Raw genomic sequence first — 15,526 nt, 5'->3', positions numbered from 1 at the left:
GGGGCAGAATGTTTCGGGATAACGAAGGACTATCGAGGCTGATCCTGTCGCTGGATGCGAATGCGCGCGCGATTGATGTGACCTTCGCCACCGCCGGGCAGCAGCTCGGCGACGGTCTGGAACTGTTTCAGGCGCTGAATGAGCGGCTTGGAGCCTTGTCGCGCGAACTGGCAGGCACCGAGATCGAACAGGCCCGCACGGCGCTGCATCGTCTCGCCGGCGAATTGCGTGTGCTGAACCACGCCCTTGCCTCCGAAACCTGCGCGCTTCAGGACCTGTCGATCCACAGCCACATCGCCTCTCAGGCTCTCGAACGGCTGCTCGAGCAGATGCGCCTCATCACCATCCTCGCACGCGGCGCACGGATCGAGGCCATATCCATTCCGATGGTGGGGAGTGATTTCGGCGACTTTGCCGGCGAGATCGGCACGCTGACCGCAGAAGCCCAGCGCACGATCACACGCTGCGCGCGCGATCAGGCGCGGCTCTGTAGCCTCCTCGATTCCGCGCTGAAGGCACAGCGAGAATTCGAAGGGCGGTACGGAAAGTCGCTGGCGGCGCTGGCAGGCAAGCTCGACCAGACGCTGGCGGAGGTCGCCGAGCGTCAGCGCCGCAGCGTCGCGCTGACCGCCGAGGCGGCCGCGATCTCGGGCCGAATCACATTGGCCACCGGTGGCGCCATTATCGCTCTCCAGGCCGGCGACAGCATACGCCAGAGGCTTGAACACGCCATTTCCGGGCTGCGTCTGGGCGAGGTGCCGGGGGGCGCGGCCGATCTGGACGGCGCGGTGCGCCTCGCCTGCGGCGATATGCTGTTGCGGCTGCAATCGGCGCAGCTCGAAGGCGCAGCCGGCGCTCTCGGTCCCGATGTCGAAGAGATCAACAGCGCGCTCGTCCTGCTTGACCGCGAGACCACGCAACTGATCGATCTCGTCAGGTCGCTCTATCGCGGTGGCGGCACCGCATCGTTCCTGGTAGAGCTGGAGGCCGATCTGGCAGAGGCTTCTGAGCTCCTCGGCCGTTGCGACATCGCCCGCGCCGGCGTCGACCGCGTCACCAAAGCTGTCGCGAGCGTTCTCGATGATTGCCAGGGCACGGTCGAGGCGCTTGCTGCGACCGCCACGAACATCGTCCTGATCGGGATGAATGCGGGACTGCGCGCGGCGCGGATCGGCACCGGCGGGCGCAGTCTCGTGGTGATCGCCCAGGAGCTGAAATTCGCGGCCGACCAGGTGGCCACCGATTCGCGGAAGCTGACTCCAGCGTTCACGCAGATGCAGGCCGCCTCGTCGGTGCTGAAGCGCGAAGGGAAGCTGGACGCTACCTATTTCGCCGCGTGCGACGAGATGATGCGCAACTCGCTCGCCATCATGCGCCACAGCGGCGATCGGCTCGGTGCGAGCCTGGACGAGTTGCTGCGGCAGGGCGAGAGGTTCGGCGCCGTGATCGAGCAGGCCGGGCTATCCTTCTCGAGCACCGGAGCTATGCGCGATCTCATCATGGGGGCGGCCCGTGAGCTGTTGCTCGCGGCCGGAGCGCAACTCCCGGAGACGCATCTGCTCGCGCAGGCGGGGGATTTCATCGCGCGAGTGATCTGGCCGAGCTACACCATGGCGGCAGAACGCCAGATCCACAATGCTGTGCTCGAACGATGCGGATTGGCGCAGGAGGCGCGTACGCCGGTTACCGTCGCGGCGGAAGCCGAGGTCGACGAGTTTCTGTTCTAGTTGGACGAAATCGCCCGGGGGACCGTCGCGACCTGCCTGATCGCGTTGATTGGGGCCATCGGGGTTCCGTGCTTGGCCACCGTCCTCGACACGCATGGCGATGCCCAGAAGCCCATTCTCGCCGATAGGATTCGCGCCATCGAGAGGAAGCGAGGAAGAATGTGCGCGCTCGAGGCGGTCGGCCAGATGCTGTTCGGCCCGGCGCCGCTCGGAGCCTGCAAAGATCAGCTGTTGCTGGGTCGGCTAAGATCCATTCGGCACCCGGCTCGCACTTCATGGTCGGGCGCAGGCACTGCCGCATCTTAGCCTGAGATTGATGCCGTTCGCCGAACCCTTCCCGCAAGGTCGCGGAGGATAGGCACCATGAATTATTCGCTGCGCCTGCGGACATGTGGCTCTCGCGATCGGCCGAGTTGGGCAGGCGTGCTCAGCTGCGGGACCGAGGTAGCGCAGGACGCCATAAGCGGAACTTGGCGCCTTGCCGGCAAGTGGACGCTGAGACCTTCGGGGAGTTGCTTCGACCCTTTGGCTACGGCAGCCGAATGGAAGCGTCTTAGGAGAGATCTTCCTGGTCGAAAAACGGTCGGCGCCGCGACTGATCCGCTTTGGGCAAAACCAGCGCCGGTGCTGCTTCGCATCAGCCCCGGCAGCTCTGCCGCCAGCGCGTCGATCGCGACACGACCTTCGGCGGCAAATGCGGCGTCTGCAACTAGAGTGCGTGCACGTCGTAGGGCAGCCGCCCCTACTGAGGCGCTGCGCAAGGCCGGCGCCGCGCGTGTCGTTGCTTCCGCCGAGGCGGATATTGAAGCCTGGCTGAAGGAGATCACCGGCGAGGTTGGCATTCGGGCCGTCTTCGACGCAGTCGGCGTCCCCGCCTTCATGCCGCTCACCGCCGCGATGATCCGAGGCGGCATCCTCATCAACTATGGCGGCAAGAGCTCCGAGGCGACGCCCTTCCCCCTCTTCAATGTGCTGAGCAAAGGTCTGCCGTTGCGCGGCTATCTGGTCCACGAAATCACAGGAGATCCGGTGCGCCCAAGGCGTTCGTCCTGGAGGGGCTGAGCGATGGCTCACTGAAGCCGATCATCGCGCGGACTTTTCCAACGCGAGTGCAGAGACCGCGAGCCAGAACGTCGCTGGTCTTGCAATTCTTGTCGGCAAGCGGTTTCAAGCTCGACTGCCGCCTTGGGTGCTCACCGATTCCAGCGCGGATCCACGAATCCGAGCGAGAGTAGCGGTCGTACAGATCCTTGTTCAATTTTCCATCAGGCTAGCGAAGGCGATCTCACCATCGGTGATGTAGTGGTTAACCTTTCCGGTCTGCAACCGTGATCCGGATTGGTGCAATGCGACCTCCCCGATCACCCGCTTTGCCTTTAACTGGGTGACGACGTAGTTGCGTTCCGCATTCGTGTCTGAATCGGTCGCATGGGTGACTTGGAGCGTTAGTCGGGCCAGCGATAGGCCGGTGTCTCTGGTGCCCGCCCCAACCCACAGCACGCGCTGATCGGTCGACGGTTTATCCGTGTTCAACCAGAAGCTCGCCGCTGCCATATCGTCCTCCGAGTGGGCGAGACTCAACGCCCAGAAACGGACGTGATGGCGCTTGCGCGGGCTGTTGTTGATCGGCTCCTGGAAACCAATGTCCTGCCTCCGTCCAAAGAGATAGAGGGAGCTGAAAGGAGCTGTGGGATACGGAGAGTTGAGTAAAAACGCGCGTATCATTCGCCACGAGCTCGCGACCCCCAAACGATCGGCTGTTGACCAACCCGCCGTTGCAAACGCATCGCAGAGCTGTTGAAGGGGGCCGATGAGGACGAGGTTTACCGGATCGCCAGCCAAGCCATCTCCGGTGATCGTGTATTTAGGGATAAGTCTCCGGTGGAGAACCTTCAGCCCCATTCGGACCACATTTGGCAAAATGACATAGGCTGCCAGCCCGTAAGTGAGGCTTACTGCCAGGATCCACGGAAGTCGGTGGTCCGCCGTGTCGAATACGACGAAGACTATCAGCCAGACGCTGAAGGCGCCGAGGCAGAAAATGAGCAACCTCTTGAATAGGCGCGCAAGGAATCGCAAAATCTTTGTCCTGTCTGGCAGGAGATGAGCTCGTCGCAGCTCTGTCTGTTCGTATGCAGGTTTCACCGTCCAGCCCGGCATTAGGCCTCGGATCCGACGCCCGTTCAACGGGTAAAGGCGACCGAGGCCACGCATAACCGTGCGTGTCGGCTCGTGACACCTTGAGACCGCAAAATCGGTAGAGTGCGGGCCTAACATTTGGCGAGATCGTCGCGCCATGAAGGAAGGAACGATGCGGCATTCAGCAGCAAAGACCACCAAACGCTTGTTAAGAATCTGAATTGGAAGGGGGTTATTGCCAAGAAATTAGGTGGCGTGCTGCCCGCCTTTCCCGTGATGCGGCGTTCCGGACATCGCAAAAGCGCCACTTGCGCCAGAACCGAACCCTAGCTCCTCGTCCGAAACCGGACCTTCCCGGTGCGGGACGCGATGCGCATTGCACCCAGTTGCGGAGGCCGAATTCGCGCCCACAAACACGACGGCGGCAGCCAAAATACCAGCGGCCATCGGGCGTAGTGCCGGGCCGGCTAAATTACCCGCAACCCAGCTCGCTCAGGCGCTGCCTCTCTGTACAAGAGCATAATCTACATTCTTGATCGCCGCATCGATCGGCGAGCCCTCGATGCGGCAGATCAGCATGTCAGCGGCCGCCCAACCCATCTGATAGCCTTGGGTCCTGATGGTCGTCAGACCGGGAGGGATCTCGGCCGCGATCTCGAAGTCGCCAAATCCTGCAACGGCGAGATCCTCCGGGATCCGCATGCCGCGGCGTTGCGCCTCGAAGATGACACCGACGGCCAGGAGATCCGATGCGCAGAGCACGGCCCGCACACCGCCAGCATCGAGCAACTGCTGCAGCCCGCTCGCTCCTCCACGAAAGCTAGATGCATCCTCCGTCCCGTCCGAAGACACGGGTGAAACCACGATATCGGCCGGCAGGCCCGCCTGACGCAGCGCTTCCAGCGCTCCGTCTCGGCGGGCCTCGTAGCGCCGCAGGCCGGATACGGGGTAGTCGACATATCCGATCCGATCGTAGCCCCTGGCGATCAGGTAGTTCGCAATCTCGGTTCCCGCCTCGCGGTTTCGGAACCCTGTCGCCATGTCGATGATCGGCCCTTCAGTCTCCCAGACCTCGACCACGGGTAGGCCGGAGCCGCGCAGCAGCGCGTAGGTCTCATCGCTGTGGCGGGTGCCCGTCAGCACGAGGCCGTCCGGGCGCCGGCGGATGAACGCCTCTACCGCCGAGGCCTCCGCATCCGGCGAATAGCCGGTGTTTGTGATCATGAACTGATAGGAGGCCTGCCTGAGGCGATCAGCCATGCCCTGAATGCTGTTGGCGTTATTGGAGTTGCGCAGGGATGGCACGACGATCCCGATCATGGCGCTGCGGCCCGAGGCGAGATTGCCGGCGAGCATGTTCGGAACGAAGCCCAGGCGCTCGCCTTCGTTCAACACGCGCGCGCGCGTCCCGGCGCTCACGGCGGACGGGTTCTTGTAGACGCGCGAGACCGTCATAAGCGAGACGCCGGCGGCATGCGCGACATCGGACATGGTGGCCCAGCCCGGTAGTCGCTTCACGGGATCATGGTTCATTGATCGGCTCTGCTGCACGCCTTTTGCGCATCGTTGAGGCTGTTTGAGTCGTACCCTACTTGACAGCGGGCAAAACATAAACCTGGATGTTAGCGATAACGTTAGCGCTAACAAGCGGATTTATCGTGACCGAAGCAGATAGTTTGAAGCAGCGCGTGCTCGGTTGGATCGAGCGTGATCGCGAAGAGATCATCGCCTTCCTCTCGGCGTTCCTGCAGGCCAAGTCGCCGAACCCTCCCGGCGATACGCGGCTCGCTAGCGCCCATGTGGAGCGCTTCCTCACCGAACGCGGATTGCCGTTTCGCGTGTTGAGCGCCCAGGAGCATCTGCCCAACATCGTCGGCTCGGTCTCGGCGGCGCAACCGGGGCGACACCTCGTCCTGAACGGGCATATGGACGTCTTCCCAGCGATCGAGGAATTGCCGGGACAGCGCAGCCAATGGAGCGGCGAAGTCACCGACGGCCGCATATACGGGCGCGGCGCCGCGGATATGAAATGCGGTACGACGGCCTCGATCTACACCTACCGCTACCTTGCCGAGCTGATGCCGGTGCTGCGTGGACGCCTGACGCTGACGGTGGTGTCCGACGAGGAGACCGGCGGCCGCTACGGCACGCGCCACCTCATGGAGTCAATCCCCGAAGAGGTGATCGGCGATTGCTGCCTCAACGGCGAGCCGAGCGGGCTCGCCACGCTGCGCTTCGGGGAAAAGGGCGCACTGCGGATGGCGCTGACGGTTCGCACCCGCGGAGCCCATGGCGCCTACCCGCATCTCAGCGAGAGCGCGATCAAGATTGCCTGTCGTTTGGCGACGGATCTGGAGGCGCTAGCGGAGCTCCTGCCCGAACTGCCGGAAACGGTCAGTGCCGTGATCGGCTCCGCGCCGGCACGTGAGGCGATGAACATCAGCCTCGGCGACGGCGCGGCCGACATCGCCGACCGCACGACGGTGAATATCGGGGTGATCCGCGGCGGGCTCAAGGTCAACATGCTGCCGGACGAGTGCCTGCTCGAAGTCGAGGTCCGGATGCCGCCCGGCCTGAGCATCGAGCGGGTCGAGAGCGAACTCGCCGGCATTATCGCCCGCTATCCGATGGTGACGCGGGAGACGCGGCCGGACCACAGCTATCCCTCGAGCTGGTGCGACCCCGAGGGCGACATGGCCGGCATCTTGCGCGCCAACACACGGCAGGTGACCGGGCGGGAGGCGGTGCCGATCGTCAGCCTCGGCGGTTCGGACGCTCGCTATTGGCGCTGGCGCGGGGTTCCGGCCTATCTCTACGGCCCCTCTCCCAAGACGATGGGCCACCGCGAAGAGCACGTCACGCTCGACGAGCTTTTCGCCGTTCTGCGCGTCCATGCGCTGTCGGCAATCGACTATCTCGCAACCAATAATGGAGGAGAATAATGGCTATGGCTCGGGCTTGTCTTATCGCAGCGGCGCTTCTTCTCGGCGCCCTGCCGGCACCGGCAGCCAATCCGCCGGCGAAGGAGCGGACGGCGACCATCCTGGTCAGGAACGATTCCGTCGGCTTCGACCCGCACAAGTCGACCGGCCGCGGCGCAGCCGAGATCCTGTTCATGATGGCGGACACGCTGGTCTCGGTCGAGGACGACCAAAAGACGCTCCATCCCCTGCTGGCGAAGTCGTGGACCCTGTCCGGTGACGGCCTGACCTATACATTCAATCTGCGCGACGACGTGAAGTTCTGCGATGGCAAGCCGCTCACGGCCGCCGATGTCGTCTATTCGCTGAAGCGTCTGATCGCGCCCGAGACACGGTCCCCGGCCGCCTGGCGCCTCGGCAAGGTCGCCGACATCACGGCCAAGGACGACACGACGGTCATCTACACGCTGAAGGAGCCGCACAACGAGCTCCTGCTTCACCTCGCGCAGAGCTTCGGCTCGATCATCGACCGCGCCAATGTCGAGAAGCTGGGCGCCGATTTCGGCGTCAAGGGCCTGAACGGCACCGGCCCATTCTGCTGGGGCGAGTGGCGTCCGCGCGACCAGTTCGTGCTGACCCGCCACGACGCCTACAAATGGGGGCCGGCGATCTACGACAACAAGGGCCCGGCCAAGGTCGAGGCCATTGTCTGGCGCGTCATTCCCGAGGAGAGCGCGATCCTGGCCGCGATGCAGACGGGCGCGGGCGACATCTCCTATGTCCTGCCGGAATGGTCGATCGATCAGCTCAGCAAGCTCCCGATGCTAACCAAGGCCGAGCCGCGCATCTCGAACTATTCCGCCTATCTGGGCCTGCGTCCGAACCGCAAGATGACGAGCGACCTGCGCGTCCGTCAGGCGATGATCCTGGCGGTCGACCGTGAGGCTCTCGCCAAGAGCATGTGGTTCGGCCAGGCCCGGCCTGCAAAGACGCTCGTCAGCCCCGGCACCATCGACTATTCGGGCGCGACCGAGGCGGGCTACAATCCGACGAAGGCCAAGGCGCTGCTGGACGAAGCCGGCTGGAAACTCGGCAATGACGGCTTCCGCTACAAGGACGGCGAGCGTCTCGCGCCTTCGATCCTGGCCGCTGGCACGGCCGGGTGGCGGTCCCGCCTGGAGGCCATCCAGGGCTACATGAAGCAGGTCGGAATCGACCTGAAGCTCGTCCTGGTCGAGCCCGCGGCCGCGATGGCACAGATCAACACCTCGCCGGACTTCGACGGCTACGCCCTGTTCTCCCCCTACGCCACGGCGGGCGAGGTGCTGATGATGTTCCATTCCGCCAACGTGCCGGCGCCAAACCGATTTAACTGGAAGGACAAGACCACGGACGATCTACTCGCGGCCGGCCAGACCAGCCTCGATGCGACGAAGAAGGCAGAAGCCTATGCCGCCGTCCAGAAGATCGTGGCCGACCAGGCCCTCCTGATCCCCCTGGTGCACGAGCGCCTGTTCCTGTTCTCGACCAGGCGGGTCAAGGGCGTCGATGTACATGGCATCTACAACAGCGCCGTCTACAAGGGCCTCGACATCGAGATCGCGAAGTGAGCGGAACCCTGCTGGCGGAAGGCTTCAAGGCCGAGCCTTATTGGTGGGAGGCCGTGCCCCAGGGCACGGCCGCTCGCCAGCCGGCCCCTGCCGAGGCCGATGTCGTCATCGTCGGCTCCGGCTATGCAGGCCTCTCGGCGGCGATCGCGCTCGCCCGCGCCGGCCGCGAGGTCGTCGTCATTGAGTCTCGCAGCGCAGGCCACGGGGCCAGTACGCGCAGCGTCGGCATGATCGGCGGTCGCCTGCGGCAGGGCTACGCCGCGCTGGCCAGGGATTTCGGGGCGGAGAAGGCGCATGCGCTGCTCAGCGAGACCTGGGGCGCCTATGGCTGGTTCCGCGGCTTCATCCGCGACGAGAACATCGATTGTGACCTCTCGTTGTCGGGCCGGCTGATCTGCGCCTGGACCGCGAGGGACATGGAGTTGCTCAGCCGCCAGGCGGCTTTCCTGACCACGACCTTCGGTATTCCGGCCCAGACCATCGACAAGGGCGGATTGGCCGCGCATGTGGTGACCGATCTCTATCACGGCGCGATGGCGCTGCCCGAGGATGGAGGCATCGACCCCGCAAAGTACCATCTCGGCCTGCTGCGCCTCGCGCGCGCGCAGGGCGTCCAGGTCATCGAACAGACCCCGGTGACGGGGTTGGCCGAGAGCGGCAGGACCACCTCGGTCATGACGGCGGCCGGCGATATCCGCGCTCGGGACGTCATTCTCGCGACCAACGCCTATACCGGACGCGAGCTGCCCTGGTATCGCCGGCGCGTCATCGCCGTCGGGAGCCATATGATCGCAACCGAACCGCTGGCGGCGGGCGTCGTCGAGCGCCTTCTGCCAGGAGGGCAACTGGTCAACGATACGCGCAAGCTCGCATTCGCGTTTCGCGTCAGCCCCGATCGGCGGCGCCTGCTCGTCGGCGGGAGGGCGCTGCAGGTGGACCGCGTCGACCCCGTCGCGATCGCGCGGCGCCTCAAGCAGGTGATGGTGCAGTCCTTTCCCTCGCTCGCCGAGGCTCGCGTCAGCCATGCCTGGGAAGGCCGCGTCGGCTTCACTTTCGACCGCATCCCGCACATCGGCAGACGGGGCAACATTCATCATGTGCTCGGGTGCAACGGCTCGGGGATCGTGATGGGCAGCTATCTCGGCCGCTGCACAGCCGAGTTGGTCCTGTCCGGCCATTCGACGAGCCATTTCGCCCGGCAGGAGCTGCCGAGCCGTCCCTACTACAACGGCATCCCCTGGTTCATGGCGCCGATGACCATGGCCCTGTCACTGCAGGACAGGGCGCGGTCCTGGCTCCGCTGATCCCGACCCATTGTTCAATTCAGGAGAACGAGATGACATTTTCTTTGATCGCCCGCGATGAAAAGACGGGGATGTTCGGCATCGGCATCGCCACGTCGAGCATTGCCGTCGGAAACCGCTGCCCCTGGGCCCGCGCCAAGGTCGGTGCCGTGACCTCGCAGCACCGCAGCGACATCCGCCTCGGCCCGAAGGGGCTCGACTTCCTGTCGGCCGGGCTCAGCGCCGAGGAGACCGTGCGTCGCCTCATCGACGAGAGCGAATTTCCTGATCAGCGCCAGGTCGCAGCGATCGACCGGAACGGCGGAACGGCATTTTATACCGGGCCAAAGATCCCTTCGATCAATTCGGGCTATCAGGGTTTCAACTGCGTCTCGACCGGCAACGTGATCGCGAACCGCGACGTGCCCAAGGCGATGGTCGAATATTTCGAGGGCGCCGCTGGCGTGCCGTTCGTCGAGAAACTGCTGGGCGCGATCGACGCCGGCCTGGCCGCGGGGGGCGAGACGCAGCCGATCATGTCGGCCGCTCTCCTCGTCGTCGACGAGCAGGACTGGCCGCTGGTCGATCTGCGCGTCGACCTCGAGCCCGAGCCGCAGGCGAAGCTGCGTCAGCTCTGGCAGGCCTATGAGCCGCAGCTCGAACACTTCCTCGTGCAGGTCCTGCGCCCGAACGACGTCAAGCCTCGCCAGGCCCCCGAGCCGGTTCAGGCCTGATCGCAAGCGAGCCCGAAAGGCAGTCCCATGCTGAGATACACGGCGCAGCGCCTGCTGCTTGCGGTCCCGGTGGTTTTTGGCGTCCTGCTGATCGGGTTCACCCTGCTCAACCTCGTCCCGTCGGATCCGGCAACCGTGCGCGCCGGGCCGACGGCCAGCGCCGCGGTCATCGCCCAGATTCGCAGCGAAATGGGGCTGGACCGCCCGCTCTGGGAGCAATTCCTGCGCTATGTCAGCAGCATCCTGCAAGGCGATCTCGGCACATCGCTGGTCAACAACATGTCAGTGGCGGAAGAACTGTCCCGTTCTTTCCTGGCGACGCTGGAGCTAATGGCCCTCTGCCTGGTCTGGGCCGTGCCGCTGGCGATCCTCCTCGGTGTCGCCGCCGCGGTAGCGAGAGGCGGCTTCCTCGACCGGCTGATCATCGGCGGGGCCGTCGCCGGCATTTCCCTGCCCGTCTTCCTGATCGGCATGGTCCTGCTGTGGATCTTCGGCTTCCAGATGCAATGGCTGCCCTTTACCGGGCGCGGCGGCCCGCTCTGGACCCTCGACGGCTTTCGCCATGCGGTGCTGCCCTCGCTATGCCTGGGCCTGATCTTCGTCGGCCCGGTCGCGCGGATCACGCGCACCTCCATGCTCGAGGTCTTGGGGGCAGACCACATCCGGACGGCGCGGGCCAAGGGGTTGGAGGAGCGCCTGATCGTCGGACGCCATGCGTTGCGCAATGCCATGATCCCGGTGACGACGTTGATCGGGCTCCAGATCGGCTATCTGATGGGCGGCGCCATCGTCACGGAGACGATCTTCTCATGGCCGGGCGTCGGCCGCCTCGCCGTGGGCGCGATCGTCGCCAACGACCTTCCTGTGGCCCAGGGCGCGATCATCGCCCTGGCTCTCGGTTTCATCGCGATCAACATCATTGTCGATCTGCTCTATGCCGTGCTCGATCCGAGGATCCAGGCCCGATGACACTGGTACCGGGCTCCGCCCTTCCGCAGAGAAATCATGCGCGGCTGCTGCGACGCCTCGCGGCCGATCCGCTTGCCGCCGCCGCCCTCGGCATGCTCGTCGTGTTGGCAGCCGGGGCGCTGTTCGCACCGGTCCTGGCGCCATACGACCCGCTTCGGATCGAGATGACGCAGGTGATGCAGCCCCCGAGCGCGGCCCATTGGTTCGGCACCGACGGCCAGGGGCGAGACATCTTCAGCCGCGTTCTGTTCGGCCTTCGGCTCACCGGTCTGATGGGCTTCTGCGCGATCGCCATCGGCGGCGCACTGGGCACCGCGGCGGGAATGCTGGCAGCGTTCTATCCGCGGCTGGACGGGCTGATCATGCGCCTGATGGACGTGCTGCTCTCGTTCCCGGCCATTCTGTTCGGGCTCGCGATCGCCGCGATCATCGGCGCGGGCACGCAGTCGGTGATCATCGCACTGGCGATCTCCACCATCCCGCTCATGGCGCGGATCGCTCGCGGCGCGGCGCTGACGGTCATCGCACAAGACTATATCGCCGCCGGACGGGTCATCGGCCTGACGGATAGAGGACTGCTGGTTCGCTACATCCTGCCGAATTGCCTCTCGACCATCGTCGTCTTCCTGACGCTTCGGCTCGGTCAGGCCATCCTCCTCGCAGCCTCGCTCGGCTTTCTCGGCCTCGGCACGCAGCCGCCGGCGCCTGAGCTTGGAACAATGGCGGCTCAAGGCATCAATTTCTTCTTCTTCGCGCCGCATGTTGCGATCATCCCGAGCCTTGTGATCTTCGCTCTCGTCCTGGCGACCAATGTGCTGGGTGACTTCCTGCGCGACATCCTTGATCCAAGACTTCGCGGGTAAAGACGCTTCGAGCCGAGCGGACAGACGGCAGGCTGGCGCCATTTGCGGACATTAGGGCTCTGCCCGAAAGCGGACGGTTACCTCCGGCGTTCTGAAGACCGCCTCCACAGTTTCAAACATTGCTCCTTGCAGTGCCGCCTGGCTCGGCGTCATCCTGCAAGATGTTCGACACATGCTCGATACCGCCGGCGGGCGCAGCCGATTGGCAGCGGAAAATGTCTCTGCGCCATGCAGTTCACCTTGCCTCGCCGGACATCGAGAAGATTTTCAGCGCCGGCTGGTGGCAGCTCAACCAGATGCTTTCGCCCGGCCTGGCGTCCTGGCCGCCGCGCTGCTCGATGGTGACGAGGTCTCCGTTGGCGAGTTTGCAATGAACATATCGCGTGCTGCCGAGATATTCGGCGAACTCGACCCGTGCCGGCAGCGCATTGTCCTGGCTGTCCGTGATCGCCCAGTGTTCAGGGCGGATGCCGAGCTTGATCGCCTCCTGCGGCGCGGCGGGCATGGGGCGGTCGAGCGCGATCTCCGTTCCTGCGATGCTGACCCGGTTCGCGGTCAGGCAGGTTGCGTCGATGATGGTCATGCGCGGCGAGCCGATGAAGCCCGCGACGAAGAGATTGGCGGGATGCTCATAGACCTCCCTGGGCGAGCCGACCTGCTCGATCCTGCCGTCACGCAGCACCACGATGCGGTCGGCCAGCGTCATCGCTTCGGTCTGGTCGTGCGTGACGTAGATCATCGTGTTGCCGAGTTCGCGATGCAGACGCGCGATCTCGACGCGCATGCTGACGCGCAACTCGGCATCGAGATTGCTGAGCGGCTCGTCGAAGAGGAAGACCAGCGGTTTGCGCACGATCGCGCGTCCAATCGCGACGCGCTGCCTCTGCCCGCCCGAAAGTTGGCCGGGCCGGCGCTCCAGCAAGGGGCCGATCTTGAGGATCTCGGCCGCCGCCTCGACCTGCCGCCGGATCTCGGCCGCAGGCGTTTTTGCGATCTCCAGGCCGAAGGCCAGATTCTCGCGTACGCTCATATGCGGGTAGAGCGCATAGGACTGGAAGACCATGGCGATCCCGCGCTTGGCCGGGTCGAGATCCGTCACGTCCCGGCCTGCGATCAGGATGTCGCCGTCGGTGACCTCTTCCAGCCCAGCGATCATGCGCAGCAAGGTCGACTTGCCGCAGCCGGACGGTCCGACGAAGACGACGAATTCGCCGCCCTCGACCTTGAGGTCGAGGTCATGGATGACGTCGACCGAGCCGAAGCTCTTGCGCACGCCCTTCAGTTCGATGGTGGCCTTGTCCTGCGCCGGATCGTGCTGCGCGTTCATCGGCCGCCCCTGATCCAGACCAGCATCTCGCCGGGTTCGCGATTGTCCCAGAGGTGATAGGGCACGAGGCGCGCCGTCGTCGCGGCATGATCCGGCGGATGCGTATCGTAGAGGCGCCCCTCCCGTCGCGGCCATTGCTCGCGCCGCACCGGGAGATCGATCGCCACTGCCCCGCCGAGATCGGGCATCTGAACCGTCTTGGCGCCAGAGAGGTCCGCCGGCGCGATCAGGGCGTTGAGGTCGGCGGCATTGTCGACCTCCTCGGCGCAATAGATCAGCGGCCCGCGCGCGATCGCGACCCGGCCGAGATCGGCCTTGACCGCCGGATGGGCATGGAGCGCGCGCACCGGCATCGGCAGGTCGAGCGCGAGCCGGTCGCCATCCTTCCATTCACGGGCGAGATGCACATAGCCATCGCGGCCCTCCGTCATCGGCACAGTCTCGCCATTCAGCGTGACGGAGGCTTGACCGCACCAGCCAGGCATCCGCAGGGACAAGGTGAACTGCACCGGCCGATCCAGCCCGATGGTGACGGCCACCTTTCCGTCAGCCGGATAGTTCGTATCCTGCGTGAGCGTCACCACCTCCGCGCCGACACTGAGCCGCGCCGTGCTGGCGCCGTAGAGATGCACGGCGATTCCGTCCGCCGAGACGCCGTACATATAACTGCCGATCGCCGTCACCGTGCGGGCGATGTTGGGCGGGCAGCAGGGGCAGCGATGCCATGTCCAGCGATGATGGCCTCCGCGGCTCTCCAGCGGGTTGTCGTAGAAGAAGCGCGATCCGTCGATCGAAAGCCCCGACAGCGCGCCGTTGTAGAGCGCCTGCTCCATGATGTCGGCGTAGCGCCGATCCGGCCCGCGCCCGAGCATGCGGCTCGCCCACATCGCCAGCGCCACCGCCGCGCAGGTCTCGGCATAGGCGCTTTCGTTGGGCAGGTCGTAATAGTCGGTGAAGCCTTCGTTGCTGGCCGCCGGGCCGATGCCACCGGTGACATACATCTGCTTGGAGGTCAGGTCCTCCCAGAGCCCGCCCAGCGCCGCCGTCAGGCTGTCGTCGCCGAACTCGGTCGCGACATCGGCCATGCCGGAATAGAGATACATGGCCCGAACCGCATGGCCGACGACCTTGCCCTGGTCGCGCACCGGCAGATGCGACTGGTTGTAGAGATAGGTCTTGTGGCGCCATTGGGCGGGATCGACGCCGCGCGCCGCCGCCTCGACATCAAAGTAATGCGGCTGCTGGCCACGCTGCTCGACGAAATAGCGCGCGAGGTCGAGATAGCGCTGCTCGCCGGTGGCGCGACCGAGCCGGATCAGCGCGAGCTCGATCTCCTCATGCCCGCAATAGCCGGGCTTCTGGCCGGGCTTCGGCCCGAAGGTTGCGTCGATATGGTCGGCATAGCGGCACATCACGTCGAGCAGCCTGCGCCTGCCGGTGGCGTGGAAATAGGCCACCGCCGCTTCCATCAGATGGCCGGCGCAATAGAGCTCGTGGCAGTCGCGCAGATTGGTCCAGCGCCGGCCCGGCTGCATCCTGACGAACCAAGAGTTCATGTAGCCGTCCGGCTGCTGGAGGCCTGCGAACATCTCGATAATCGCGTCCATCTTCGCTTCGAGATCGGCATTGGGCTTGCGGTAGAGCGCATAAGCCGCAGTCTCGATCACCTTGGCGACGTCCGAATCCCAGAACATCTGGACGTTGACGGTGTCGGGTGCGCCATCCGCGCGCATGTGCCAGGGCATCTTCACCGGCGGCACCGGCCGGGCCGGATCGATCTGGTCGAACATGCCGGCCGCGACGCAGCGGTCATAGAGGATCATCGCCGTCCTGTCGGCGACGGCGTCGATGCGCTCGCCCCAGAAGCCGCGAACATCGACGTCGGGCACGGCTGGCGGCCTGTAGCCGCTGGCCCGGGGCTGGTCGTGAGAGGTCATGATGTCACCGCTTGGT

At 65.1% G+C, this 15,526-nt stretch carries 12 protein-coding genes; 8 read left to right on the top strand and 4 right to left on the bottom strand.

Annotated elements, in window-relative coordinates:
* Positions 1–8 precede the first annotated feature (8 nt).
* Positions 9–1,727: a coiled-coil domain-containing protein gene (locus tag AC1DEZ_RS22690; protein ID WP_476780772.1), complete on the top strand. Its 1,719-nt coding sequence runs from the start codon at positions 9–11 to the stop codon at positions 1,725–1,727.
* Between the two features lie 363 nt (positions 1,728–2,090).
* A complete protein-coding gene (locus tag AC1DEZ_RS22685) occupies positions 2,091–2,789 on the top strand; it encodes a zinc-binding dehydrogenase (protein ID WP_476780771.1) in 699 nt (232 codons plus the stop codon).
* A 192-nt stretch (positions 2,790–2,981) separates the two neighbouring features.
* Here AC1DEZ_RS22685 and AC1DEZ_RS22680 read toward each other — a convergent pair whose 3' ends face one another.
* Together AC1DEZ_RS22680 and AC1DEZ_RS22675 are read right to left on the bottom strand one after the other, a co-directional pair.
* Complete coding sequence (locus AC1DEZ_RS22680) at positions 2,982–3,806, bottom strand: LssY C-terminal domain-containing protein (RefSeq protein WP_476780877.1); 825 nt, start codon at positions 3,804–3,806, stop codon at positions 2,982–2,984.
* Between the two features lie 552 nt (positions 3,807–4,358).
* Entirely contained in the window at positions 4,359–5,399 is a 1,041-nt protein-coding gene (locus AC1DEZ_RS22675) for a LacI family DNA-binding transcriptional regulator (protein WP_476780770.1), read from the bottom strand.
* A 125-nt stretch (positions 5,400–5,524) separates the two neighbouring features.
* Between AC1DEZ_RS22675 and AC1DEZ_RS22670 the strand changes: the two genes are divergently transcribed.
* The 6 genes from AC1DEZ_RS22670 to AC1DEZ_RS22645 are packed head-to-tail and all read left to right on the top strand — an operon-like array spanning position 5,525 to position 12,246.
* Complete coding sequence (locus AC1DEZ_RS22670; protein WP_476780769.1) at positions 5,525–6,808, top strand: M20/M25/M40 family metallo-hydrolase; 1,284 nt, start codon at positions 5,525–5,527, stop codon at positions 6,806–6,808.
* Positions 6,808–8,397 (top strand): ABC transporter substrate-binding protein, encoded by a 1,590-nt coding sequence (locus tag AC1DEZ_RS22665; RefSeq protein WP_476780768.1) that lies wholly within the window; start codon positions 6,808–6,810, stop codon positions 8,395–8,397. The genes AC1DEZ_RS22670 and AC1DEZ_RS22665 overlap by 1 nt, the downstream gene beginning before the upstream one ends.
* Positions 8,394–9,701, top strand: a complete 1,308-nt coding sequence (locus AC1DEZ_RS22660; protein WP_476780767.1) for an NAD(P)/FAD-dependent oxidoreductase — start codon at positions 8,394–8,396, stop codon at positions 9,699–9,701. Before AC1DEZ_RS22665 ends, AC1DEZ_RS22660 begins: the two co-directional genes overlap by 4 nt.
* A 32-nt stretch (positions 9,702–9,733) precedes the next feature.
* Positions 9,734–10,414 carry a DUF1028 domain-containing protein gene (locus AC1DEZ_RS22655; RefSeq protein ID WP_441509724.1) on the top strand — a complete coding sequence of 227 codons (681 nt, stop codon included), beginning with the start codon at positions 9,734–9,736 and terminating at the stop codon, positions 10,412–10,414.
* Between the two features lie 27 nt (positions 10,415–10,441).
* Positions 10,442–11,383 (top strand): ABC transporter permease, encoded by a 942-nt coding sequence (locus tag AC1DEZ_RS22650; protein ID WP_476780766.1) that lies wholly within the window; start codon positions 10,442–10,444, stop codon positions 11,381–11,383.
* Entirely contained in the window at positions 11,380–12,246 is an 867-nt protein-coding gene (locus AC1DEZ_RS22645; RefSeq protein WP_441509722.1) for an ABC transporter permease, read from the top strand. The genes AC1DEZ_RS22650 and AC1DEZ_RS22645 overlap by 4 nt, the downstream gene beginning before the upstream one ends.
* Positions 12,247–12,481: 235 nt before the next feature.
* Here AC1DEZ_RS22645 and AC1DEZ_RS22640 read toward each other — a convergent pair whose 3' ends face one another.
* Both AC1DEZ_RS22640 and AC1DEZ_RS22635 read right to left on the bottom strand, forming a co-directional pair.
* Entirely contained in the window at positions 12,482–13,573 is a 1,092-nt protein-coding gene (locus tag AC1DEZ_RS22640) for an ABC transporter ATP-binding protein (protein WP_441509721.1), read from the bottom strand.
* Positions 13,570–15,510, bottom strand: coding sequence for a glycoside hydrolase family 127 protein (locus AC1DEZ_RS22635; RefSeq protein WP_476780765.1), 1,941 nt, complete (start codon positions 15,508–15,510; stop codon positions 13,570–13,572). Before AC1DEZ_RS22635 ends, AC1DEZ_RS22640 begins: the two co-directional genes overlap by 4 nt.
* Positions 15,511–15,526 lie beyond the last annotated feature (16 nt).

This window comes from Allobosea sp. 10L422 (genome assembly GCF_056395345.1).
This window is presented reverse-complemented; position numbering and strand designations above follow the sequence as displayed.